This is a genomic window from Bacillus sp. T2.9-1 (assembly GCF_950097965.1).
Classification (GTDB): Bacteria; Bacillota; Bacilli; order Bacillales; family Cytobacillaceae; genus Niallia; species Niallia hominis.
The window spans coordinates 46,920-72,482 of sequence record NZ_CATNHG010000075.1; the positions used below are offsets into that span (position 1 = coordinate 46,920).

Consider the following 25,563-nt stretch of genomic DNA (forward strand, 5'->3'; position numbering starts at 1 on the left):
CATAAGGGAAAAGGGAGAGCGGTATGAGGAAGAATTTTGCAGTAATTGGCGATCCAATCGAACATTCCATGTCACCTATTATGCACAATGATCTTTTTCAGTTTTATGGATTAGATGCTGAGATGAAAAAGATACATATAAAAAAGGATTTCCTGCAAAGTGGTTTAAGTGAATTAAGGGACATGAACATGGCAGGCTTTAATGTTACCGTACCACATAAACAAGCTATTATTCCCTTTTTGGATGAACTGGATCCGTTGAGTAAAGCTATTGGTGCTGTAAATACTGTAGTTTGTGAAAATGGTCGATGGATTGGGTATAATACAGATGGAGAAGGATATCTAAAAGGTCTTTTAAAGCAGCTTCCTGATATAAAACAGCGAAGAACCTTAATTATTGGAAGTGGTGGGGCTGCAAGGGGTATTTATTTTACTCTTGCTCATTATGGAGTAGAACAAGTCGATATTTGCAATCGTACCATTTCAAAGGCAAAAGCCTTAAAAGAGGCATGTCCTTATCCAGTAAAAACAAATATAATGGAAATTGCGCTAGCGGAAAAAACGCTTGGAGAATATGGTCTTATTATACAAACAACTTCTATCGGAATGTCACCAAAAATAGATGCTTCTCCCATTCAAATGAGCAATGTGATGGAGGGTGCGTTTGTAAGTGATATAATCTATAATCCATTGGAAACAAAAATATTAAAGGATGCCAAAGCCAAAGGCGCAATAACTCAAAACGGGATTGATATGTTTGTATATCAAGGAGCCCTAGCTTTTGAAAAATGGCAAGGGGTATTTCCAGATACAACTAGAATGAGGCAAAATGTTTTGACACAATTAGGAGGATTAACATGTTAAGAGGTAAGCAGAAAAGATTTTTACGAGCAAAGGCACACCATTTAAGCCCTATATTCCAAGTAGGAAAAGGTGGCGTAAATGATAATATGATTAAGCAAATAAGTGAAGCATTAGAAGTAAGAGAATTATTGAAAATAAGCATTTTACAAAATTGCGATGAAGATAAAGATACCGTTGCAAGTGAATTAGTGAATGGCACGAAAAGTGAGCTAGTTCAAATTATTGGCAATACAATCGTGTTATATAAAGAGTCTAAAGAAAATAAAACGATTAATTTACCATCTTAATTCCGCAGAAGAGGCGATATTTTTGAAAAAAGTAGGGATATTAGGAGGAACGTTTGATCCCCCTCATATTGGTCATCTAATCATTGCGAATGAAGTGCTACATGCAAAAAAATTAGATGAAATATGGTTTATGCCAAACCAAGAACCTCCACATAAAATGAAATCAGGGGACGTAACGAATGCTCATCGAGTGGACATGGTACAGTTATCGATAGAGGCACACACTTCTTTTCGAATCCAAACAATTGAAATGGATAGAGAAGGAAAATCATATACCTTCGATACAATGAAGCTATTAGAAGAAGCTTATCCAGATATTGATTTCTATTTTATAATTGGAGCAGATATGGTAGAATATCTGCCTAAATGGTATAAAGTTCAAGAGCTTATGAAAATGGTACAATTCATTAGTGTAAACCGTCCTAAATATGAACTTGGAACAGATTATCCTGTTCAGTATGTAAAGGTTCCTGATATTAATATTTCCTCTAGCTTAATTCGTGAAAGGGTTAAAGCTGGAGAAACCATTTCATTTTTAGTAAGAGATGAAGTAAAGAGATATATTGAGGAGAATCGATTATATGAAGCGTGAGGAAGCATTACAAATAGTGAAAGAGCAGATAACGGAAAAACGTTATATTCACACAATTGGTGTAATGGAAACAGCTATTAAGTTAGCGACTAAATATGGCGGAAATGTCGAAAAGGCAGAAATGGCAGCGATTTTTCACGATTACGCTAAATTCCGACCGAAGGATGAAATGAAACAGATTATCCTAGAGCAAAATATGAATCCTAATCTTTTATTGTTTCATTCTGAACTTTGGCATGCTCCAGTTGGCGCTTTTCTAGTAGAGAAAGAAGTAGGAATTAACGATAGGGAAATACTAGATGCTATTAGATACCATACTTCGGGGAGACCAGAAATGAGTATGCTAGAAAAAATAGTATACTTGGCTGATTATATGGAACCAGGTAGAGCTTTTCCTGGTGTTGATGAAGTAAGAGAATTAGCAGAACTGGATTTTGAACGTGCATTTTTACAAGCAGTAAAAAACACGATCATGTTTCTCATCCGGAATAATAGAGCAGTATTTCCTTTGAGTTTTGAAACATATAATAGTTATTGTATAAAACATGGAGGTTGATTGAATGGATGAACGTACGTTATTATGGACGGCAGTAAAAGCAGCAGATGCGAAAAGAGCAGAAAATATTGTTGCACTAAATATGAAAGGTATTTCTCTAGTCGCAGATTATTTTGTTATTTGTCATGGTAATTCAGACAAGCAAGTACAAGCAATTGCAAATGAAATTAAAGATAAAGCTAGCGAGCTTGGCATCACGGTTAAACGATTTGAAGGGTATAATGAAGCAAAGTGGATTTTAGTTGACTTAGGTGATATTATCGTTCATGTTTTCCACCGGGATGAAAGAACTTATTATAATTTAGAACGCCTTTGGGGAGACGCGCCAGTTGAAAACATTGAAAGCGTGATTAGTCAATGAGTTATGAGCAGTTTGCCTATCTTTATGATCGACTGATGAATGATGTTCCATACGATAAGTGGATTGAGCTTATAAAAAAAGCAGCAAGCGATTATAAAGTTGATGGAGCAAACCTTCTAGATTTAGCATGTGGAACAGGCGAATTAGCGATTAGATTATCACAGGCTGGTTTTCAAGTAACTGGTGTTGATTTATCAGAGGATATGCTGAGTGTTGCCCAGGCAAAAACGATGGAAGCAGGAGAATCGATTTTTTATCTTGAACAAGATATGTCTCAGTTAGAAGGTTTACCTGTTTTTGATCTTGTTTGTATATGCTGTGATTCCATCAATTATTTACAAACAGAAGAAGAAGTGGTTAATACATTTAACAGTGTTTATGAACATTTGGATGAAAGAGGTCTATTTATATTCGATGTTCATTCTTTGTATAAAATGAATCATTTATTTATTAATCAAACCTATGCTGTCAACGATGAGGACGTAAGCCTTATTTGGCAGTGCTACGAAGGTGACTATCCAAATAGTGTTGAGCATGATTTAAGCTTTTTTCAACTTGACGAAAAAACAGATATGTATTTTCGCTACGATGAACTCCATCTTCAACGAACCTATTCGGTTGAACAGTATAGAGAATGGCTTGAGCAAACTGGTTTTGCTATTCTAAAAGTAGAAGCAGATTTTTCTGATGGTCCAATAGAGGATCATGCAGAAAGAATTTTCTTTTATTGTAAGAAAAAGTGAGAGAGTATCTAAGTTGAAATAATTATTAGAAAATGGAAATGTTCCATAGAGGGATCATTTCCATTTTCTTATGTCCGATTGGAAAATCTTAAAGGCGGATAAAAAAATTTAAATGGAAAGAAGGAATTTACGTTAGTCTTATAGAATGTTTTATTAGCATTAACTATTTTTATGCCCTGAAACAAGATTTTTAAGGGATAGCTGATCATCCTCATATTTTGCATGTGTTGCCTGAAATAACTGGTTAAAAGTATCTCCTAGTTGACGTTCTAATACGTTTATTCCTTCGCCAGTGATACCACCCTTTACACTTACTTTTTCCTGTAAGGTAGGTAAAGTATAATAACCTTTCTTTAATAATTCTCCCAACCCAATAAGCATTTCACTAGCTAATTTAGTTGCTGTTTCTAAATCAATTTCCGTTTCATCCACCGCACCTTCGATAAACTTCCTAGTAAGATAACAAAAAAATGCTGGTCCGCAACTTACTATATCAGAGGCTACCCTCGTAATATTATCTTCAATTTCTAACGGAGTCGAAAACTTTTTATAGAAATTCTCCAGCTGATTTTTCCAAGCTTCTGTACAATTCCTTCCAAAAGAGAACAAAGATACGCCTGCTAATGCTCTATTTGTTATGCTTGGAATTATCCGCGCAACAGAGCAATTAAAGAAAGTTTCAAGCTGGTCAGGGCTAATTGGACTTGTAATGGAAACGACACATTTATCCTTTGTTAAAACAGGAGAAATGTTTTTAGAGACACCATACATATCATGAGGCTTTACACATAAAAAAATAAGATCTGCTTCTTTTGCTATTTCAATAGCATTAGAGCATATATTTATGTTTGGATAATTTTCCTTAATTTCTAATGCTTTGGAAAGTGTTCGATTAAAAATAAATACGTCTTCGGGGGAAATAGCATTTCCATCAATCATCGCTTCTATTAATATTTTCCCCATATTACCTGTACCAATCATTCCAATTTTCATTTTTCCTTCCCCCCCTATAATGAGCGGTTTCTCATATAACGATATGAAGCAAAGATAAAAAATATACCTGAAAGGATGATTAGTTATCATGGACTGGCTTCGAAAAAATAGAAAATTCATTTTTATTGTTTTAGGTTGTTTACTCTTTCTTGTGCTTTATCATTATTCTCCTATCCTTATGCAACCTAATGAGGAAGAAGACTATATTCAGCAAGATGATTTATTTGCAGGTAGCAGTGTGGAGGAAACAGCGATAGATGGTAATAGTGTGGAAGAGGGATTACAAGATAAATTGCTGATTGTAGATGTAAAAGGCGCAGTTAAAAACCCGGGAGTTTATGAAGCAACGGAAGGAGACCGAGTGAATGATATCATAAAAAAAGCAGGAGGGATGTTGGATAAAGGAGAAAAAAATGGGGTGAATTTAGCGATGAAGGTGACAGATGAGATGATTATCTATGTTCCATATATAGGGGAAGAAGATTCTATTATTAGCGAATCTGGAAACCAGACGAGCTTATCCTCAGATGAGGAATTAATAAATATAAATAAGGCTAGTGAAACAGAATTAACTGAATTGCCAGGGGTGGGACCTTCCAAAGCAGCTGCAATCATTGAATATCGTGAACAAAATGGAGGTTTCTCTACAAAAGAGGATATCAAAAACATAAGTGGAATTGGCGAGAAAACATATGAGAAATTAGAAGCATTCATTACCATAAAGTGAAAGACAAATGTTTTACAGAAAATTTAGGTGAGTTATGTCCATGGCTTAGCTTCCTTTTCATAATTGACTCACAACATACTTCTCGATAAACTAAATGAAGAATTAGATTATTGCATTGCATAACTTTGATAATTAATGGGAGTGAATGGGAATTGGATAGAATTTCATGGGATGAGTATTTTATGGCACAAAGTGAATTATTAGCATTAAGAAGCACATGTACAAGATTAGCAGTTGGAGCGACTATCGTACGAGATAAGCGTATTATTGCTGGTGGATATAATGGTAGCATAGCTGGTGGAGTTCATTGTATAGACGAAGGTTGCTATGTCATTGATAATCATTGTGTACGAACCATTCATGCAGAGATGAATGCGATTTTACAATGTGCAAAATTTGGTGTTCCTACAGATGGGGCAGATATATATGTCACTCATTTTCCTTGTCTCCAATGCTGCAAGGCGATTGTACAAGCAGGGATTAAGACAGTGTATTATGCAATAGATTATAAAAATCATCCGTATGCACTTGAGCTGTTTGAACAGGCTAATATTGCAACAGTACAAGTGGAGAGAAATGATTTTGATAAAAAAGAAGAGAAAAAGGCTTTAGTGGAAGCACTTGTTAAGCAATTAAAGGAAAATAATACGGATACTGTTAATGTGGAAACGTTGGAAAAAAGAGCAGAAGAATTATTTTCTATTATCCCTACAGCAAAGACGTCTATTTGATAATTCTTTTCCTTTTCCGATCTACAGCAGTAGATAGGAGCGATTTATGTTTCAAACTAGATTTCTATTCTTCGCCATTTCGGCATTTTTTGGTATTTTATGCTCTTTTTCTCAAACATTATTTTTTTATCTATTATATATTCTTTTTATCCTATGGCTTTATTTGGCTAAAAAAATCACATTAGGATTAAGTGGTTTTCTCATTTGTTTCTTTCTCCTTTTTCTTGTGAGGGGTAGTTATGACAATATAGGAAACCACTCGGAGATAAGCGAAGATGATTCTTCTTTTATCATTACTTTCCTAGAGTCAGCTGATATAGACGGGGATAGGTGGAGGACCGTTGGGCGTGATAAACAAACGAAAGAAAAATTAATCGTTTCCTACAAAATGAATACAGAAAAAGAAAAAAATTTTTTAGAAAGTGAGCGAGTGATTGGGAAAACTTGTATGCTACAGGGGTCATTATCGCTTCCCGCTTCGCAAAGAAACGAGAATGGGTTTGATTATAGACAGTTTCTTAAAAATGATTCAATTTATTGGTTACTTGCAACACAGGATTTAAATTTAACAAACTGTAAGGAAGAAAGTAATCTCCTCTTTTCATTAAAGCAGCTGAGAGAAAAAGGGACTATCTGGATTGCTGAACATTTTTCAGAAACAACCGTACCTATTGCAGAAGCGCTTATTTTTGGCGAACGAGGAATGATGGACGAAAACCTCCAAATTGCGTATCAGCGTTTAGGAATTATCCATCTACTAGCTATTTCTGGCTCCCATGTTGTCGTATTAATAGGGATACTTTATTTTGTGATGATCCGAGCTGGAATTACGAAAGAAAGGGCTAGCACAATTCTTTTACTACTCTTGCCCGTTTATGCTGTATTGACAGGAATAAGTCCATCGGTAGTTAGAGCTGTTTTGACCTCCATGGTACTATTGGCCAAAAATAAATTTCGAATTTTTTCTGGCTTGCCGATGATTGATATAATCAGTGTAGTCTTTTGTTTATGCTTAATTATCGACCCACGGAATCTTTTTAATATTGGTTTTTTGTTATCCTTTATTGTTTGTTTTTTCCTCATCCTTTCTTCCACTCTAATTAGGTCTTATCATACCTCAACCGTCAAAATGTATTTCTTTACTACTTTTATTTCCGAATATGCAGTAATTCCTGTTATATTGTATTATTTTTATGAAATTCCTACTCTATCTTTAGTAGCGAATCTTATTTATATCCCCTTTTATACAATTATTGTTTTGCCGTATTTAATTAGCCTTTATATTCTCTCTTTTCTATTTCCACAAATATTATCCTTTTTTTCTTTTCCTTTGGATCTTATGTTAATGTTTTCAGATAAACTGGTATTAAAGCTTGCTAGCTATCCTTTTAGTACGCTTGTTCTCGGAAGACCATCTTCTGTTTTGCTTGGCGCTTATATTGTCAGTTTACCGATTTTCTTTTTTTTGTATGAAATTATGCCAAAGAAATCGAGGAATTGGCTCTATATTATCCCTATATTGATTATTAGTTTTCAATACATTGACAATGTTTATTCAGCAAAAGGCGAAATTACTTTTATTGATGTAGGCCAAGGTGACAGTATTCTCATTCAATTGCCATATAATAAGGGGACTTATTTAATTGATACTGGTGGGACGGTAACTTTTCCTATGGAGGAATGGCAAAAACGAAAAGATCCTTTTGAAGTAGGTGCAAAAACAGTAGTTCCTTTTTTGAAAAGTAAAGGGATATCTACGATTGATAAACTAATATTGACACACGGTGATTTAGACCATATTGGAGGAAGTACAGCTGTAATAGAGCAATTAAATGTAAAAGAAATAATGTATCCAAATGTAACGGAAGAATCTTCGATAGAAAAAGAAAGACTATTATCGTTAGCAAAGCAGAAAAAAATTCCGATTCACTTTATTCAAGCAGGGAAAAAATGGACTACTGGGAAGGATGCTTTTTTAGTTTTAGCTCCTTTTGAGACAGAGGATTTAACGAAGAATAATGGTTCGATTGTAATTTATGCAAAGGTTGCCAATAGAACATGGTTATTTACAGGTGATCTAGAAAAGGAAGGAGAAGAAGCGTTAATGCTTAACTATCCGCTTTTAAAGGATATAGATATTTTAAAGGTGGGCCATCATGGAAGCAAAACTTCTTCTACTAGTGAATTTATTGAGCAGCTTAAACCGAAAATTGCTATTATATCAGTTGGGGAAAATAATAGTTATAACCATCCAAGTCAAGAAGTGCTTTCTACTTTAAAAGAAAGTAAAGTCAAAGTATTTAGAACAGATGAAAATGGGGGAATTTCTTTTTATTTTTCCGAAAAAGGTGGAACGTTTCAATTGCAAATTCCATAGAATATAGCAAATGAGAATGGCTAAATCAATAAACAATGTCACTCTAATACCTATCCCACTGTAAGATATGCTTAAGCTCTTTGCACATCGCCAAAACACCTAAGCGCTGCGACTAGATTAAGGAAACACAAAGTGCGATAGCTTTTTTGTGTCTGCTTACGCAAAAGGAGACCTGAAATTTGTTAGCCAGCATATGCTAGATAGCAAATGGACTTTAGAACGTTTCTACTTTCTTACCTGTGAACAAAAAATACTTATAAAAAATGACTTGTTTTGCATTTCCTAAGCTGTCAAGACTTGACACAAATAGATTAAAGCCATTCGAGCACACTAGTAATAATACAAGTGCACCGTTACATATGAAGTATCCTAGGCCTTGATATGTAACGTTCATTATAGATTGAAGGAAGGTTTCTCTGATTCCCTTTTTTTGCTACTAGTACTCTTTGGAAAAGCAAGCAAGCTTTTTTGAAGAAATTTCTTAAGCAAGAGAGGAGTTTTCTCGAGGACCTTCTTTCTGTTAATAAATGAGCTAATTTTTGAAAAAGAGGACAACAAATAGGAGTTTCGTATATAATAATGGTTTAGTAATGGTTTATGCTAAAGAGTTATTTAGGGAATGGGGAGAAGAAATGATCGAAGAATTATGGAAAAAAATTAAACGCAAAGATTTTTCTTTTGTCTATTTATTATACGGACTAGAGTCTTTTCTAATAAACGAAACGAAATATTTATTGTTGCAATCTTTATTAAATGAGGAAGATGAGGATTTTAATTTATCTACATATGATTTGGAGGAAACTCCGGTAGAATTAGCGATAGAGGATGCAGAAACAATTCCTTTTTTTGGCGATAGAAAAGTGATTGTTTTAAATAATCCATTCTTCCTTACGGCTGAAAAAACAAAGTCAAAGGTAGAGCATAATGTAAAGAAATTGGAGGAATATTTGAAACAGCCTTCACCGTTTACTACAATGATATTTATCGCTAGTTACGAAAAGTTAGATGAACGGAAAAAAATAACAAAACAGTTAAAAACAGCAGCGTCTATTTTGGAAGCCAAAAAATTAAATGAGCAAGAATTGAAGAAATGGCTCAAGCAGCGTGCAGCATATAATCAGGTTGAAATAAATGAAGATGGATTGGATATGATCCTAAGTCTTGCGGGAACAAATTTATCCCTTTTAACATCTGAGATTGATAAAATGGCTTTATATGTACAAGATTCAAAATTAATAACGAAGGAAATTGTCGAGGAATTAGTGGCGAAATCATTGGAGCAAAATATCTTTAGCCTTGTCGATAAAGTAATCTCTAAAAAAATGGATGAAGCCTTACGGATTTATTATGATTTATTAAAGCAAAATGAAGAGCCATTAAAAATACTTTCGATTATAGCAAATCAATTTCGCTTAATCTATCAAGTAAAAGCACTAGCTCAAAAAGGATATGGGCAACAGCAAATTGCCTCTGTTTTAAAAGTCCATCCATTCCGAGTGAAACTAGCCGCAGGACAAGCTCAGCGTTTTACAGAAGAGGAATTAACAAAATGCATCCAACTATTTGCAGAAGGCGATTATCAGTTAAAAACAGGATCCATGCCAAAAAATATGGTGATAGAAATGATTTTATTTCAATTAGGACATGGAATGTAGGAGAGCGGAATTTATAGTGACAAAAACAGTAGGATGAAAAACCCCTCTTACTGTTTTTGTTTATATTTTGATTTACGGGGTTAATATTATAGCTGAATAAATAAAAAGACATAAAAAAGACTATCTAATTGATAGTCTTTTTTTACTCATTATGCGTTTGAAGCATTTTTTCTTTTCGCTAAACGAGATTTTTTACGAGCAGCAGCATTTTTATGAATAAGACCTTTAGCAGCAGCTTTGTCTAATTTACTAGCAGCTTCTACAAAACTTTCATTTGCAGCAGTTGTATCATTAAGAGCAATAGCAGCTTCAGTCTTTTTAACAGCAGTACGCATTGCAGATTTAACTGTAGTGTTTTGAGCATTACGAGCTTCACTAGTTTTTACACGTTTAATAGCAGATTTAATATTTGGCATTTACGTTCACCTCCTAAAAAGAAGCATCAAGTTCATTATTTAAACTCGATATATACATTCCTAAAAAACTTAAAGAACAAGTGATATTTTATCAAACGAGGACTAATAATGCAAGACTTCCTTCTAATTTGGACAATATGAATTTTTTTGGGGAGAAAGGCAATGCTAATAATATTCTTATATTAATTTAATTGGAAGGGGATAACGATGGAGGAAAAACTAGATTTAAGCATGTATTCTATACGGACTGATTTAGCTATTGAGGCAAAGGATTTAGCTTTACATAAACAAGGGCTTGTTCAAAATGAACAGGATCAATCACAGCTTGAAGGGGTTATCATCAAGGAAAAAGAGGAAAATGGCATTAAAATGTCCTATGTGGAAGTAACAGAAAAGGGCGAAGAAATAATAGGGAAAAAACAAGGTAAATATTTAACAATAGAAGTATTAGGAATAAGACAGCAGGATACGAAATTGCAAGAGAAAGTAGAGAAAGTTTTTGCAAGTGAGTTTTCGCAATTTTTAAAGCAGAGCAATATTAAAGAAAATGCATCCTGCTTAGTAGTTGGGCTAGGGAACTGGAATGTTACCCCAGATGCGTTAGGACCTCAGGTTTGTGAAAATATACTTGTAACGAGGCATTTATACGAATTGCAGCCAGAAAGCGTGGAAGAGGGATATCGGCCAGTATCAAGTTTAGCCCCAGGAGTAATGGGTCTTACTGGAATTGAAACGAGCGATATCATTAAAGGAGTAGTAGAGAAAACGAATCCTGATTTTGTTATCGTAATTGATGCACTCGCATCACGTTCAATAGACCGTGTAAATTCTACTATCCAAGTTTCAGATACAGGGATCCATCCAGGGTCTGGCGTAGGAAATAAACGGAAGGAACTGAGTGAAGAAACACTAGGAAGACCAGTGATTGCAATAGGAGTACCGACGGTGGTGGATGCTGTATCTATTACGAGCGATACGATAGATTACATCTTGAAGCATTTTGGAAAAGAACTAAAAGAAGGGAATAGGCCATCAAGAGCGTTAGCACCGGCAGGATTAAGCTTTGGAGAAAAAAGAAAATTAACGGAGGAGGATTTGCCAGAAGAACAGCATCGGAAGACTTTTCTCGGTATTATTGGTACATTGCCTGAAGAGGAAAAGAGAAAGTTAATTTATGAAGTGCTATCGCCAATAGGTCATAATTTAATGGTTACGCCAAAAGAAGTGGATGTCTTTATTGAGGATATGGCTAACTTACTTGCAAATGGATTAAATGCTGCCCTTCATTCAGCCATTAATCAAGAAAATGTTGGTTATAATACTCACTAGTTGACAATAATAGTTCTATCTTTCCTAGTATTTTCATACATTTTAATAGAGTTGCTAGGAAATGATTGCTATTTTTCCATGGAACGAAAGGATGTATCTCTAGGGATGCTCCCTTTCTTTTTAATATATGGAGAATTGCAGACTTGATAATTAGATTAAAGGAGATTGATCAAGTTGAAACTATATACATTAGGTGCTGTCGGAATCGTTTTGTTAATGTTTATATGTGTCTTATTCGGAATGCAGCAAGCAAATAGCGGGATTCACAAAATGAGAGGCTATGATGATCAAGGGCTTCAAAGTGCAGTCTCCGTAAAAAATGAGGATGGAAATGTAGAGGCTTCCGTCCTAGGACAAAACGTTACAAGTCATGATTTAGAACAAAAGAAACAGCAATTAGAAGAAATGAGGGCTTTTAATTTATTGTCAAGTATCGGTAAAGGAGTAGCTGATACCATTTCTTCATTGGCAGAAAAAGGCGTAAGTCTGGTTGGAGATATAATTGAAGAAAAAGAAAACTAGAAAACTGTTTAGTAATTCATTTTACTTTTCGTTGAATCTTATTCTTCACACTGCTATAATCAAAAATAGTGTACATGCGCGATTATTGTAGGAGTGAACTAAATGAACAGAGAAGAGATGCTAAAAAAACAATCAAAAATTAGAAATTTTTCTATTATTGCACATATAGATCATGGGAAATCCACCCTAGCTGATAGAATATTAGAAAAAACAAACGCACTCACTGCACGTGAGATGAAAGATCAGCTATTAGATTCAATGGATTTAGAAAGAGAACGTGGAATCACGATTAAATTAAACTCAGTCCAGCTTAAATATAAGGCAAATGATGGAGAAATCTATACACTTCATTTAATTGATACACCAGGTCACGTGGATTTTACATATGAAGTATCACGTAGTTTGGCTGCATGTGAAGGAGCAGTACTAGTAGTTGATGCTGCACAAGGAATTGAAGCACAAACATTAGCAAATGTTTATTTAGCAATTGATAATGATTTGGAAATTGTTCCGGTTATTAATAAAATTGACCTTCCAAGTGCTGATCCTGAAAGGGTTAGAAATGAAATTGAAGAGGTAATTGGATTAGATGCTTCTGAGGCTGTACTAGCTTCTGCCAAAGCTGGAATAGGGATAGAGGAAATACTAGAACAAGTTGTTGAGAAAGTTCCTGCTCCTGAAGGGGATCCAGAAGCGCCATTAAAAGCACTTATTTTTGACAGCCTATATGATGCATATCGTGGGGTTGTGACGTATATCCGTGTTGTTGATGGTACGGTAAAACCTGGTGACAAAATTAAAATGATGGCAACAGGCAAAGAATTTGAAGTTATTGAGGTGGGAGTATTTACACCGAAAGCTACTCCTACAGATCACTTATCTGTTGGGGATGTAGGTTTCTTAACAGCGGCAATTAAAAATGTTGGGGATACTCGAGTAGGGGATACCATAACTAATGCAAAGAATGGCGCAACAGAAGCATTACCAGGATACCGTAAGTTAAATCCAATGGTTTATTGTGGGTTGTATCCAATAGACAGTGCGAAATTTAATGATTTACGGGAAGCATTAGAAAAATTGGAACTAAATGATTCTGCGTTGCAATTTGAGCCAGAGACATCTCAAGCATTAGGATTTGGTTTCCGTTGTGGTTTCCTTGGCCTTCTTCATATGGAGATTATCCAAGAACGGATTGAGCGAGAATTTAAAATTGACTTGATTACAACAGCACCAAGTGTTATCTACGATGTTATTTTGACAGATGGAACTGAAATCAAGGTAGACAATCCGTCGGCAATGCCAGATCCTCAAAAAATCGAACGCATTGAAGAACCTTTTGTTAAAGCAACAATGATGGCTCCTAATGAATATGTCGGTGCGATCATGGAATTATGTCAACTAAAACGTGGTGTATTCATTGATATGCAATATATGGATGAAACTCGTGTCAAAATTACGTATGAAATCCCATTGTCGGAAATTGTGTATGATTTCTTTGACCAATTGAAATCAAACACAAGAGGTTATGCATCCTTTGATTATGAGTTGATTGGATACAAAACTTCTACACTTGTGAAGATGGATATTTTATTAAATGCAGAACAAGTGGATGCCCTCAGTTTTATTGTTCATAAAGATTTTGCCTATGAAAGAGGGAAAGTAATTGTAGAGAAATTAAAGGAACTTATTCCACGCCAGCAGTTTGAGGTTCCGATCCAAGCGGCAATTGGTCAAAAGATAGTTGCCCGTTCTACCATTAAAGCGATGCGGAAAAACGTATTGGCTAAATGTTACGGTGGCGATATTTCTCGTAAACGTAAATTGCTAGAGAAGCAAAAGGAAGGGAAAAAACGAATGAAGCAAGTTGGTTCCGTTGAAGTACCTCAAGAAGCATTTATGGCCGTATTACGGATGGATGATAATAATACAAAAAAATAAAATACAGTTGATGAGCCGAAAGTAGCATGGATGACAGCTAGTGCAGGAAACTTGCTATTAAGTGCATTGACTGCTATAAGTAAAGGGGGTAGGTGCTAAAGATAGCATCAACCTCTTTTCTTATTTTACCAATGAAACAGGGATTGTGGTTTCCCTGTTTAGTAATAGAGTTGATTAAATTAAAGGTTGTGAAAAATTGATACAAGCAGCATATATTCATATTCCATTTTGTGAGCATATTTGTCACTACTGTGATTTTAATAAAGTATTTTTAAAAGGACAGCCGGTAGATGAATACTTAGATTCATTGGAGAAAGAAATAAAGTTAACCTTTGATAAGTATGGGGAACAAACGCTTTCTACCATTTTTGTTGGGGGAGGTACACCGACAAGCTTATCTGCCTCGCAGCTAGAAAGACTTTGTGGAATCATTAATACAGAACTACAGCAGCATCAGGGGATCGAATATACTTTTGAAGCGAATCCTGGTGATTTAACAGAAGATAAATTAAAAGCTCTTTATGAAGGGGGTGTCAATCGTCTAAGCTTTGGTGTTCAGTCTTTTAATAATGAGCTACTACAAAGGATTGGCAGAACACATAAGGCGGAAGACGTTTTTTCATCCATTGAGGCTGCCAAAAAGATTGGATTTAACAATATTAGTGTGGATTTAATTTATAGTTTGCCAGGACAAACACTGGAGGATTTCAAAGATACATTAAAGACTGCATTTTCATTGGATATCCAGCATTATTCAGGCTACTCTCTTATTATAGAGCCAAAAACCGTTTTTTATAACCTGATGAGAAAGGGTAAACTACCAACACCTGGTGAAGATGTGGAAGCAAGCATGTATGGGGTGTTAATGGAAGAGATGACAAGTCATGGTTTTCAGCAATATGAAATTAGTAATTTTGCCAAGCCTGGGTTTAAAAGTAGACATAATCTAACCTACTGGAATAATGAGCAATACTTTGGGTTTGGAGCTGGCTCACATGGGTATATTGCTGGAAACCGCTACTCTAATTATGGTCCTTTGAAAAAATATATGCAGCCATTAGAACAAGGGGAATTTCCTATTATGCATGAACAGAAGGTATCCCTTGTTGAACAAATGGAGGAAGAATTATTTCTCGGATTAAGAAAAAACCAAGGGGTAAGTTTAACATCCTTTGAAAAAAAATATAATAATACTGTCTTACAACTTTTTGAGAAAGAAATAAAGGGGCTATTGGATCGAGGACTAATCAAAATTCAGGGCGAATATTTGAAATTGACCGATAAAGGAAGATTCTTAGGTAATGAAGTGTTTCAATCGTTTATTGGAGTTCTCTAATAACAGGAGAAGTATTCGCTTCTTTTAAACATTTTAAAGGCTAAGAAAGAAAACTTTTCTTCTGTTGTGATTAGTTGGAAGGGAAAAGGGAAAAATTTCTTGTAGAAATCAGAAGCAAATTATTGACACAGCCCCTTTGTTTTTGCTACTTTATATATAGATTTAGCACTCGCTAACAAAGAGTGCTAACAGAGGTGATTAATGTGTTAACTGATCGTCAATTATTAATATTACAGGTGATTATTGATGATTTTATTTCAACAGCACAACCTGTGGGTTCACGGAGTTTATCAAAGAAAGAAAATATTACGTTTAGCTCCGCTACCATTCGTAATGAAATGGCAGATTTAGAAGAATCCGGGTTTATCGAAAAAACGCACTCTTCTTCTGGTCGAGTACCTTCAGAAAAGGGATATCGTTTTTATGTTGATCATCTTTTATCGCCACAGAAATTAAAGCGTTCAGAAATTTTGAGAATTAACTCACTTTTTGCAGAAAAAATATACGAATTAGAAAATATTGTACAAAAATCCGCAAAAATATTGTCTGATTTAACAAATTATACTACTATTGTCCTTGGGCCTGCCGTTAAGGAAAACAAATTGAAGAAAATTCAAATTGTTCCTTTAAATACGAATACGGCCATTGCCATTATTGTGACAGACTCAGGACATGTAGAAAACAGAATGTTTCATTTACCTGAATCTATCCATGCTGGTGAAATTGAGAAGCTGGTAAATATCTTGAATGAACGTTTAACGGGCGTATCTATTGATAAGCTTCATAACAAGATTTATAAAGAAGTTGCTTCCTTGTTGAAACAGCATATTAGCAATTATGAGTATTTAATCAACTCACTTTCAGAAACGGTAAAAATTGAAACACATGAAAAATTGTTTTTTGGCGGAAAAACCAATATTTTAAGTCAACCAGAATTTCATGATATTGCTAAGATAAGAAATTTGTTGAATATGATTGAAAAAGAGGATGGAATCCCAGAGCTTATTCGCAATAATTCCTCTGATATAAGCATTAAAATTGGTAGAGAAAATAATAATATCGCTATGGAAAACTGCAGTATTATCTCTGCTTCTTACAGTATAGGGAATGAGCAAATTGGATCAATCGCCATTCTTGGTCCTACAAGAATGGAATATTCAAGAGTTGTTAGCTTATTAAATATTTTATCGAATGACCTGACAAAAGTACTTACTAATTTGTATCAAAAATAACTACTGTGGAATATTTAAAGTGTAGAAATTAGGATTAACTAACCTATTAACTTATTGGCAACTCTGCCAATCTGTACGGGTTTCATTTGAATAATTATTCCTTTAAGGGAGGTGAACAAGTTGGCAGATGAAAAAACAACAAATAGTGCAGAGATGGAACAACAAGAAAATGTCCAAGTAGAAGAAACTGTTGAAGAAGTATTTGAAGAGGCTGAAGCAACTCCTTCCAATGAGGAAAATGCAGTTGAGGAAGAACTAAAGGCAGCAAATGAAAAAATTGCTGTGCTAGAAGCTAAGTTAGAAGAAGAAACTAATCGCTATCTTCGCCTGCAGGCTGATTTTGATAATTCACGTCGCAGATCAAGGCTTGACATGGAAGCGGCTCAAACATATAGAGCACAAAGTCTAGTAATGGACTTATTACCAAGCATCGATAATTTGGAAAGAGCATTGAAAATTGAAGCCGTTGATGAACAAACACAGAGTTTATATACTGGTGTGGAGATGGTTTATCGTGGAATTATTGAGGCTCTTAAAAAAGAAGGTGTAGAAGCTATTGAAGCGGTTGGAACAGAATTTGATCCCCACCTTCATCAAGCAGTTATGCAAGAGGAAGTAGAGGGAACGGAATCTAATATCGTGGTAGAAGAGTTTCAAAAAGGGTATAAGTTAAAAGACAGAGTGATTCGTCCTGCAATGGTTAAAGTAAGTCAATAAGCATTACATATTAAAATAATAGGAGGGAAATTTCCATGAGTAAAATTATTGGAATTGATTTAGGTACAACAAACTCTTGTGTTGCTGTACTTGAAGGTGGAGAACCAAAAGTTATCCCAAATCCAGAAGGTAATAGAACATCTCCTTCTGTAGTAGCATTCAAAAATGGAGAACGTCAAGTAGGGGAAGTTGCAAAACGTCAATCTATCACAAACCCAAACACGATTATGTCAATTAAACGTCATATGGGTACAGATTATAAAGTGGAAGTTGAAGGCAAGAACTACTCTCCTCAAGAAGTTTCTGCTATTATTCTTCAATACTTAAAAGGTTATGCAGAAGAGTATCTTGGAGAGAAAGTAACAAAGGCTGTTATTACAGTACCTGCTTACTTCAATGATGCAGAACGTCAAGCAACAAAAGATGCTGGTAAAATTGCTGGATTAGAAGTTGAGCGTATTATCAACGAACCAACTGCTGCTGCTTTAGCTTATGGTCTTGATAAAACAGAGGAAGACCAAACTATTTTAGTTTATGACCTTGGGGGAGGTACTTTTGACGTATCTATCCTTGAGCTTGGCGATGGCGTATTTGAAGTTAAGTCAACTGCTGGTGACAATCGTCTTGGTGGAGATGACTTTGACCAAGTTATTATCGATTATTTAGTAGAACAATTCAAAAAAGAAAATGGCATTGATCTAAGCAAAGATAAAATGGCTTTACAACGTTTGAAAGACGCAGCAGAGAAAGCGAAAAAAGATCTTTCTGGTGTAGCTTCTACACAAATTTCTTTACCATTTATCACAGCTGGAGAAGCTGGGCCACTTCACTTAGAAGTAACTTTATCTCGTGCTAAATTCGAAGAAATTTCTGCTTCATTAGTAGAACGTACAATGGGACCAACTCGTCAAGCACTTAAAGATGCTAATCTTAACGCTTCTGAAATTGATAAAGTTATCCTTGTAGGTGGTTCAACACGTATCCCTGCAGTTCAAGAAGCAATCAAAAAAGAAATCGGCAAAGAGCCACATAAAGGGGTAAACCCTGATGAAGTAGTTGCAATGGGTGCAGCTATCCAAGGTGGAGTAATTACTGGTGATGTTAAAGATGTTGTTCTTTTAGATGTCACACCACTTTCATTAGGTATCGAAACTATGGGTGGAGTATTTACGAAGCTAATCGATCGTAATACAACAATCCCAACGTCTAAGTCCCAAGTATTCTCAACTGCTGCAGATAACCAAACAGCTGTTGATATCCACGTGCTTCAAGGGGAGCGCCCAATGGCTGCAGATAATAAAACATTAGGCCGTTTCCAATTAGCTGATATTCCACCAGCACCACGTGGAATTCCGCAAATTGAAGTATCATTTGATATCGATAAAAACGGTATTGTAAATGTTCGTGCGAAAGATCTTGGCACAAACAAAGAACAAACTATTACAATTAAATCTTCTACAGGCTTGTCAGATGAAGAAATCGACAAAATGGTAAGAGAAGCAGAAGAAAATGCTGAAGCAGATAAAAAGCGTAAAGAAGAAGTGGAACTACGTAATGAAGCAGATCAATTAGTATTCACTACTGAAAAAACATTGAAAGATTTAGAAGGAAAAGTGGACGAAAGCGAAGTTGCCAAAGCGAATGAGGCAAAAGACGCTTTAAAAGCTGCTATTGAGAAAAACGAATTAGAAGATATTCGTGCGAAAAAAGAAGCTCTTCAAGAAATCGTTCAAGCTCTTTCTATGAAATTATATGAAGAGGCTGCTCAAGCTGCACAAGCTGCACAAGGAGCAGAGGGCGGAGCATCTGATAAAGATGACAACGTAGTCGATGCAGAATTTGAAGAAGTAAAAGACGATAAATAAACGAATGAAAACAATATATAATTAGAAAAAAAGTCAAAGTCAGGTTATCTTGACTTTGGCTTTTCTTTTAGATGTTTTTTGGCGATATTTAAGAAAGTTAGGAAGAAACTATTGTACTTTGGAAATGCAAAATGATACAATAGCATCTATGTGAAAAGAATCGGGGAGTGGTAATCAATTATGGACAAACGAGATTACTATGAAGTCCTTGGAGTTAGCAAAGGAGCTTCTAAGGATGAAATAAAAAAGGCTTATCGAAAGCTTTCAAAAAAGTATCATCCGGATATTAATAAAGAACAAGATGCAGATGAAAAGTTTAAAGAAGTGAAAGAGGCCTATGAAGTACTAAGTGATGACCAAAAACGAGCTCATTATGATCAATTTGGACATACAGATCCTAACCAAGGCTTTGGTGGCGGCTCAGATTTCGGTGGCTTTGGCGGTTTTGAAGATATTTTCAGCACTTTCTTTGGTGGTGGTGGAGGATCCAGAAGAAGAGATCCAAATGCACCGCGTCAAGGAGCTGATTTACAGTATACGATGACCCTTTCGTTTGAAGAAGCGGCATTTGGTAAAGAAACTGAAATTGAAATACCAAGAGAAGAAAATTGTGAAACATGTAATGGAACAGGAGCAAAGCCAGGCACTAAGCCAGTTACATGTAAGCATTGTAGCGGTACAGGTCAACTGAATGTGGAGCAAAACACACCATTCGGTCGTATTGTGAATAGAAGAACATGTAATTACTGTAATGGAACTGGTAAAGAGATTAAACATAAATGTTCTACTTGTGGCGGAACAGGTAAAGTGAAAAAACGCCGCAAAATCAGTGTTAAAATTCCAGCCGGTATTGATGATGGTCAGCAATTAAGAGTCACAGGCCAAGGAGAACCTGGCACAAACGGGGGACCAGCAGGAGATTTATATGTCGTATTCCACATAAGAAGACATGAGTTCTTCGAACGTGATGGAGAAGATGTATATTGTGAAATGCCAATCACGTTTGTTCAGGCTGCGCTTGGAGATGAAGTGGAAGTACCAACCATCCATGGAAAAGTGAAGCTAAAAGTGCCTGCAGGGACACAAACTGGAACGAAATTCCGACTTAAAGGCAAAGGTATTCCGAATGTACGTGGATATGGCCAAGGTGACCAGCATGTTATCATTCGTTTAGTCACACCTACAAAGTTATCAGATAAGCAAAAGCAACTATTACAAGAATTTGCTGATGTATCTGGAGTTTCCCCTCAAGGAGAAGAAGAGGACAGCTTTTTCTCTAAAGTAAAAAAAGCGTTTAAAGGTGAATAATCAAAAAGGAGTTGGTAGAGATGAAATGGTCAGAAATCACAATTCATACGACAAATGAAGCGATTGAACCTATTTCAAATATTTTGCATGAAGCAGGTGCTAGTGGGGTAGTGATTGAAGATCCCTTTGAATTAATTAAAGAAAGAGAAGACCAATTCGGCGAAATCTACCAACTAAATCCTGATGATTATCCTGAAGAAGGCGTCCTAGTTAAAGCATATTTACCAATCAATAGTTTTCTTGGAGAAACAGTAGAGGCAATTAAAGAAAACATCAATAATTTAGTACTATTTAATATTGATATTGGTTTAAACAAAGTTTCCATCATGGAAGTTAATGAAGAAGAATGGGCTACTGCTTGGAAAAAATATTATCATCCTGTAAAAATATCAGAGAAATTTACCATTGTACCAACATGGGAGAATTATACACCTGTTCATACGGATGAATTAATAATTGAATTAGATCCAGGCATGGCTTTCGGTACAGGTACCCACCCAACAACTGTATTATGTATCCAAGCTTTGGAAAGAATAGTTAAAAAAGAGGATATAGTTATTGATGTTGGGACTGGTTCTGGTGTATTAAGCATTGCTGCGGCAATGTTAGGAGCTAAATCTGTGCTTGCCCTAGATTTGGATGAAGTTGCGGTGCGTTCTGCAAAACTAAATATTAAATTAAACAAGGTTCATGAAACGACAACGGTCTGTCAAAATAATTTATTGAGTGGAATAAATGAACAGGCAGATGTGATTGTTGCAAATATATTGGCAGAGGTTATTGTGCGTTTTACAGATGATGTGTACCGTTTACTTCATAAAGACGGCTACTTTATTGCTTCTGGTATAATTCTTCAGAAAAAAGAAGAAGTAAAGGATGCTATTATTGCATCTGGACTAGAAATAATAGAAACGGTTCAAATGGAAGATTGGGTTAGTATTACTGCTCAAAAAAGAATGAGTGAGTAACTATAAACTTATATCTTTTTACGGTTAAAGCTAAAAAAGGGTAAGCGTATAGACTAAAGGAAAAAGGAAGTTTCGTTTTACGATTCTTCCTTATCTATTGGGTAAAGGAAAGTAGGTATTTCGATTGCAGCGTTATTTTGCTAAAAATGAAGAAGATACATTTATTATCCAAGAAGATGATTATCATCATATCGTTCGTGTTATGCGAATGAATATGGAAGATGAAATATACTGTGTAAATGATAAACAACAGGTAGCACGTTGTAAGATAGCAAATATTTCCGAAAACGAAGTGACGGCAAAGGTGGTACAATGGTTAGAAGGAGAAATAGAGCTTCCTGTTTCTGTTTCCATTGTGAGCGGAATGCCAAAAGGGGATAAGCTAGAATGGATTATTCAAAAAGGGACAGAATTAGGTGCTTTTAAGTTTATCCCTTTTATAGCAGCTCGCTCTGTCGTTAAGTGGGATGAGAAAAAAGGTGGGAAAAAGCTTGTTCGCTGGAATAAGATTGCGAAAGAAGCAGCAGAACAATCTCATCGGACGATGATTCCTAAAGTAAATACCCCAATTGATATAAAAGAATTGATTAAACTTTCAGAAGGCTTTCATGTAAAGTTAGTAGCATACGAAGAAAAGGCAAGACAAGGCGAATCGTCTATTTTAACGAAGAAACTTAAGTCAATGGCAAAGGGACAATCAATACTTGCTGTATTTGGACCAGAAGGTGGTCTAACAGAAGCAGAAGTTACGTTATTAAAAGATCATGGTTTTGAATTATGTGGACTTGGTCCAAGAATATTAAGAACAGAGACAGCTCCATTGTATCTGTTGTCTGCTGTATCTTATCATTTTGAATTGATGGAGTGATAAAAATGCCAACAGTTGCTTTTCACACATTAGGATGTAAAGTAAACCATTATGAAACAGAAGCGATCTGGCAGTTGTTTAAACAACAGGGCTATGAACGTGTAGAATATGAAAATATGTCTGATGTATATGTTATTAACACATGTACAGTTACAAATACAGGCGATAAGAAGAGCCGACAAGTTATTCGTCGTGCAGTGCGGAAAAATCCTGACGCAGTTATTTGTGTTACAGGTTGTTATGCACAAACGTCACCAGCAGAAATTATGGCTATTCCTGGTGTTGATATTGTAGTGGGTACACAGGATCGCGTAAAAATGCTAGAGTATATTGCACAGTACAAAGAAGAAAGACAACCAATTAATGCGGTTGGAAACATTATGAAAAACCGCGTATATGAGGAAATGGATGTACCTGCATTTACAGATAGAACAAGAGCTTCATTAAAAATTCAAGAAGGCTGTAATAATTTTTGTACATTTTGTATTATTCCATGGGCAAGAGGTTTAATGCGTTCTCGGGATCCACAAGATGTCATTAAACAAGCACAACAATTAGTGGATGCTGGCTATAAAGAGATTGTCTTAACAGGGATTCATACAGGTGGATATGGTTCAGATATGAAGGATTATAATCTTGCAAACTTACTTCGAGACTTAGAAGCAGAAGTAAAGGGCTTGAAAAGACTACGTATTTCTTCCATTGAAGCTAGTCAAATAACAGATGAAGTTATTGAAGTATTGGATAAATCCAAAATTGTCGTAAACCATCTTCATATTCCTATTCAATCAGGTTCTGACACTGTTTTAAAAAGAATGAGAAGAAAATATACGATGGAATTTTTTGCAGAAAGAATTACAAAATTAAAAGAAGCTCTACCAGGACTTGCTATCACATCTGATGTTATCGTTGGCTTCCCAGGCGAAACAGAAGAAGAGTTCATGGAAACATATAATTTTATAAAAGACCATAAATTTTCTGAATTACATGTGTTCCCATATTCTAAGAGAACTGGAACTCCTGCCGCACGTATGGACAACCAAATTGACGAAGAAGTAAAAAATGAACGTGTTCATCGATTGATTTCTCTTTCTGATCAACTTGCAAAAGAATATGCGTCTAACTATGAAGGGGAAGTAGTAGAAGTCATTCCGGAAGAAGTATACAAAGAGGATGGCAATGGAAAACTCTTTGTTGGCTATACAGATAACTATTTAAAAGTTGTGTTCCCTGCTACAGAAGAAATGATAGGGAAAATTGTTAAAGTAAAAATAACAAAAGCTGGTTATCCTGTAAATGAAGGGCAATTTGTCCGCATATTAGAGGAAATGGAAGATCAGGCTGCGATAGTATCTTAACCATAGCATTTCTTATTTTGTTGATTTACATTTAATATATAATAAGTTACTCAAGCTCTTTTGAATTAGTATTCTAAAGAGCTTGAATATATATTTTTCAAGAGTACATATATCAAAGGAGAATCATAATGAACATTGCTAAAATGATTGATCACACTTTATTGAAAGCTGAAGCAACGAAAGAACAAATTGTTACTCTTTGTGAAGAAGCAAAGCAATATACATTTGCTTCCGTTTGTGTTAATCCAACATGGGTGAAAGTTGCTAGTGAATTACTTGATGGAACAGAAGTAAAAGTATGTACAGTGATCGGTTTCCCTTTAGGTGCAACCACTTCTGCAACGAAAGCATTTGAAACAGAGGATGCCATTAAAAACGGTGCTACAGAAGTAGACATGGTTATTAATATTGGTGCATTAAAGGATAAAAATTATGATTTAGTAAAAGAAGATATAAAAGCAGTAGTGAATGCTGCAAAAGGCAAGGCGTTATCAAAAGTTATTATTGAAACAAGCTTATTAACTAATGAGGAAAAAGAGATTGCTTGTAAACTAGCAGTAGAAGCTGGCGCTGATTTTGTTAAAACATCTACTGGTTTCTCCACAGGTGGAGCAACAGTTGAGGACATTGCATTAATGAGAAAAACTGTCGGACCGAGTGTAGGTGTAAAGGCATCTGGAGGGGTACGCAGTAGCGAAGATACAGCGAAAATGATTGAAGCTGGAGCAACTAGAATTGGAGCAAGCTCTGGTGTTGCAATCGTTAATGGTTTAACGAGCACCAGTGATTATTAATATTCCTTTTTTTTAAAAACCTTAGAGAAAACGTAGAATTGTTTTCTCTAAGGTTTTTTTCATTCAAACGGCATGTAATACTAATAATTTTCCAAATAAATTTTTCGATAATTACTCGGAGTTGTATTCATAAGTTTTTCGAAATTACGATTAAAGCTACGAATATTTCGATATCCGACTATATCGGCAATTTCTGTAATTTTGCTATCCGTAGTTTTTAATAATTGAGATGCCAATGTGACACGATGTCCATTAAGAAAATCAACGAACGGAACTTTCAGTATCTTTGTGAAAAATCTAGATAGGTAGGAATAGTCATAGCCAAATTTTTGTGATAAATCTTTTAATGAAAGCTCCTCGGTAAAATGATTTTGGATATAATTCAGTAAATCATGTAATAAATATTCATCTCTTCTTGCTTCCTCTTTAAAGGTTGTTTGATTTAACAATTCAGCACAAATCAAATAAAGGACACCTTTTTTGGCTATCATCGAGCTTTTATTAGTCATTAATATCTCCTTAATCATCTCACTAATACCGGGCTGTAAGCGGAATATAGGTTCGATTAAATCTTTATTTTTGCTTAATTGAAAAAATTGATTAACAAACTCTGGAGAAAAGACATAAATCCAGGCATGGTTTTTATTTTTACTTTGCATACTATGTATTTGATTCGAAAGAACGAAAGCGCTTTCTCCTTTGTGAAGGGTATAGGTTTTATTTTGGATTGTAAGATTCAGTGTCCCTTCATCGACCATTACAAGCTCCATACTTCGATGAAAATGTGGAAGGATATTGGGATTGGTTGCCGAAATACGATCAAAATCTCCATTTTGTCCAAAATAATTAGATTGATAATATAACATTCAATATGCTCCTTTCAAGTCAAATTTTGTCCATAATTATACAATTTAAGTACTAGTTACGTCAATCAGTGATGACTAAAATTAATCTGTAATAAGAAAGGAATCTTTATTTCTTATTGCCCTATAAGTAGTCTTACTATACTAATAATGAGACTGCACAT

25 protein-coding genes are annotated in these 25,563 nt (G+C 35.2%); 22 read left to right on the plus strand and 3 right to left on the minus strand.

Translation table 11 applies throughout. The annotated features are described in order from the left end of the window. The first annotated feature begins 23 nt into the window (after positions 1-23). From aroE to QQZ16_RS06350, 6 genes are read left to right on the plus strand one after another with little or no spacing between them, the layout of a single operon-like run. Positions 24-863 carry a shikimate dehydrogenase gene (gene aroE / locus QQZ16_RS06325; RefSeq protein WP_031536570.1) on the plus strand — a complete coding sequence of 280 codons (840 nt, stop codon included), beginning with the start codon at positions 24-26 and terminating at the stop codon, positions 861-863. Then, complete coding sequence (gene yhbY / locus QQZ16_RS06330; protein ID WP_016202941.1) at positions 857-1,150, plus strand: ribosome assembly RNA-binding protein YhbY; 294 nt, start codon at positions 857-859, stop codon at positions 1,148-1,150. Before aroE ends, yhbY begins: the two co-directional genes overlap by 7 nt. Before the next feature lie 22 nt (positions 1,151-1,172). Next, positions 1,173-1,742, plus strand: coding sequence for a nicotinate-nucleotide adenylyltransferase (locus tag QQZ16_RS06335; RefSeq protein ID WP_284561201.1), 570 nt, complete (start codon positions 1,173-1,175; stop codon positions 1,740-1,742). Further along, positions 1,732-2,298: a bis(5'-nucleosyl)-tetraphosphatase (symmetrical) YqeK gene (gene yqeK, locus QQZ16_RS06340; RefSeq protein ID WP_284561202.1), complete on the plus strand. Its 567-nt coding sequence runs from the start codon at positions 1,732-1,734 to the stop codon at positions 2,296-2,298. The genes QQZ16_RS06335 and yqeK overlap by 11 nt, the downstream gene beginning before the upstream one ends. A 4-nt stretch (positions 2,299-2,302) precedes the next feature. Next, on the plus strand, positions 2,303-2,659 hold the full coding sequence (rsfS, locus tag QQZ16_RS06345) for a ribosome silencing factor (RefSeq protein WP_031536573.1): 357 nt from the start codon (positions 2,303-2,305) through the stop codon (positions 2,657-2,659). Continuing rightward, on the plus strand, positions 2,656-3,402 hold the full coding sequence (locus QQZ16_RS06350; protein WP_031536574.1) for a class I SAM-dependent methyltransferase: 747 nt from the start codon (positions 2,656-2,658) through the stop codon (positions 3,400-3,402). The genes rsfS and QQZ16_RS06350 overlap by 4 nt, the downstream gene beginning before the upstream one ends. 159 nt (positions 3,403-3,561) lie before the next feature. Here QQZ16_RS06350 and comER read toward each other — a convergent pair whose 3' ends face one another. Further along, positions 3,562-4,395, minus strand: a complete 834-nt coding sequence (comER, locus tag QQZ16_RS06355; protein WP_031536575.1) for a late competence protein ComER — start codon at positions 4,393-4,395, stop codon at positions 3,562-3,564. 88 nt (positions 4,396-4,483) lie between these two features. On the opposite strand from comER, the gene QQZ16_RS06360 reads away from it, so the two are divergent. The 4 genes from QQZ16_RS06360 (at position 4,484) to holA (ending at position 9,885) form a co-directional block, all read left to right on the plus strand. Beyond that, on the plus strand, positions 4,484-5,122 hold the full coding sequence (locus tag QQZ16_RS06360; RefSeq protein ID WP_031536577.1) for a helix-hairpin-helix domain-containing protein: 639 nt from the start codon (positions 4,484-4,486) through the stop codon (positions 5,120-5,122). A 152-nt stretch (positions 5,123-5,274) separates the two neighbouring features. Continuing rightward, on the plus strand, positions 5,275-5,853 hold the full coding sequence (locus tag QQZ16_RS06365; RefSeq protein WP_031536578.1) for a ComE operon protein 2: 579 nt from the start codon (positions 5,275-5,277) through the stop codon (positions 5,851-5,853). Positions 5,854-5,899: 46 nt separating this feature from the next. Next, complete coding sequence (locus QQZ16_RS06370; protein ID WP_235247948.1) at positions 5,900-8,230, plus strand: DNA internalization-related competence protein ComEC/Rec2; 2,331 nt, start codon at positions 5,900-5,902, stop codon at positions 8,228-8,230. A 632-nt stretch (positions 8,231-8,862) separates the two neighbouring features. After that, the gene (holA, locus tag QQZ16_RS06375; protein ID WP_031536580.1) at positions 8,863-9,885 is read left to right on the plus strand and encodes a DNA polymerase III subunit delta; all 1,023 of its coding nucleotides are present in this window, start codon (positions 8,863-8,865) and stop codon (positions 9,883-9,885) included. Between the two features lie 149 nt (positions 9,886-10,034). Here the strand turns inward: holA and rpsT are convergent, their stop codons facing one another. Beyond that, a complete protein-coding gene (gene rpsT, locus QQZ16_RS06380; protein WP_031536581.1) occupies positions 10,035-10,301 on the minus strand; it encodes a 30S ribosomal protein S20 in 267 nt (88 codons plus the stop codon). A 207-nt stretch (positions 10,302-10,508) separates the two neighbouring features. On the opposite strand from rpsT, the gene gpr reads away from it, so the two are divergent. The 12 genes from gpr (at position 10,509) to deoC (ending at position 24,536) form a co-directional block, all read left to right on the plus strand. Next, entirely contained in the window at positions 10,509-11,630 is a 1,122-nt protein-coding gene (gene gpr / locus QQZ16_RS06385) for a GPR endopeptidase (protein ID WP_031536582.1), read from the plus strand. Between the two features lie 174 nt (positions 11,631-11,804). Continuing rightward, positions 11,805-12,152: a YqxA family protein gene (locus QQZ16_RS06390; protein ID WP_031536583.1), complete on the plus strand. Its 348-nt coding sequence runs from the start codon at positions 11,805-11,807 to the stop codon at positions 12,150-12,152. 102 nt (positions 12,153-12,254) lie between these two features. Then, entirely contained in the window at positions 12,255-14,090 is a 1,836-nt protein-coding gene (gene lepA, locus QQZ16_RS06395; RefSeq protein ID WP_235247966.1) for a translation elongation factor 4, read from the plus strand. Between the two features lie 196 nt (positions 14,091-14,286). Next, positions 14,287-15,426 carry a radical SAM family heme chaperone HemW gene (gene hemW / locus QQZ16_RS06400; protein WP_284561203.1) on the plus strand — a complete coding sequence of 380 codons (1,140 nt, stop codon included), beginning with the start codon at positions 14,287-14,289 and terminating at the stop codon, positions 15,424-15,426. Between the two features lie 203 nt (positions 15,427-15,629). After that, positions 15,630-16,658, plus strand: coding sequence for a heat-inducible transcriptional repressor HrcA (gene hrcA, locus QQZ16_RS06405; protein ID WP_031536586.1), 1,029 nt, complete (start codon positions 15,630-15,632; stop codon positions 16,656-16,658). A 120-nt stretch (positions 16,659-16,778) separates the two neighbouring features. After that, positions 16,779-17,375: a nucleotide exchange factor GrpE gene (grpE, locus tag QQZ16_RS06410; protein ID WP_031536587.1), complete on the plus strand. Its 597-nt coding sequence runs from the start codon at positions 16,779-16,781 to the stop codon at positions 17,373-17,375. 35 nt (positions 17,376-17,410) lie between these two features. Continuing rightward, positions 17,411-19,240: a molecular chaperone DnaK gene (gene dnaK, locus QQZ16_RS06415; RefSeq protein ID WP_031536588.1), complete on the plus strand. Its 1,830-nt coding sequence runs from the start codon at positions 17,411-17,413 to the stop codon at positions 19,238-19,240. Between the two features lie 180 nt (positions 19,241-19,420). After that, positions 19,421-20,548 carry a molecular chaperone DnaJ gene (dnaJ, locus tag QQZ16_RS06420; RefSeq protein WP_031536589.1) on the plus strand — a complete coding sequence of 376 codons (1,128 nt, stop codon included), beginning with the start codon at positions 19,421-19,423 and terminating at the stop codon, positions 20,546-20,548. A 20-nt stretch (positions 20,549-20,568) separates the two neighbouring features. Further along, a complete protein-coding gene (prmA, locus tag QQZ16_RS06425; RefSeq protein WP_031536590.1) occupies positions 20,569-21,516 on the plus strand; it encodes a 50S ribosomal protein L11 methyltransferase in 948 nt (315 codons plus the stop codon). A gap of 124 nt (positions 21,517-21,640) precedes the next feature. Further along, on the plus strand, positions 21,641-22,384 hold the full coding sequence (locus QQZ16_RS06430; RefSeq protein ID WP_284561204.1) for a 16S rRNA (uracil(1498)-N(3))-methyltransferase: 744 nt from the start codon (positions 21,641-21,643) through the stop codon (positions 22,382-22,384). A 5-nt stretch (positions 22,385-22,389) separates the two neighbouring features. Continuing rightward, positions 22,390-23,742, plus strand: a complete 1,353-nt coding sequence (gene mtaB, locus QQZ16_RS06435; RefSeq protein WP_251627500.1) for a tRNA (N(6)-L-threonylcarbamoyladenosine(37)-C(2))-methylthiotransferase MtaB — start codon at positions 22,390-22,392, stop codon at positions 23,740-23,742. Positions 23,743-23,870: 128 nt separating this feature from the next. After that, a complete protein-coding gene (gene deoC, locus QQZ16_RS06440) occupies positions 23,871-24,536 on the plus strand; it encodes a deoxyribose-phosphate aldolase (RefSeq protein ID WP_031536593.1) in 666 nt (221 codons plus the stop codon). An 80-nt stretch (positions 24,537-24,616) separates the two neighbouring features. Here the strand turns inward: deoC and QQZ16_RS06445 are convergent, their stop codons facing one another. Next, positions 24,617-25,402 carry an AraC family transcriptional regulator gene (locus QQZ16_RS06445; protein ID WP_031536594.1) on the minus strand — a complete coding sequence of 262 codons (786 nt, stop codon included), beginning with the start codon at positions 25,400-25,402 and terminating at the stop codon, positions 24,617-24,619. Positions 25,403-25,563 lie beyond the last annotated feature (161 nt).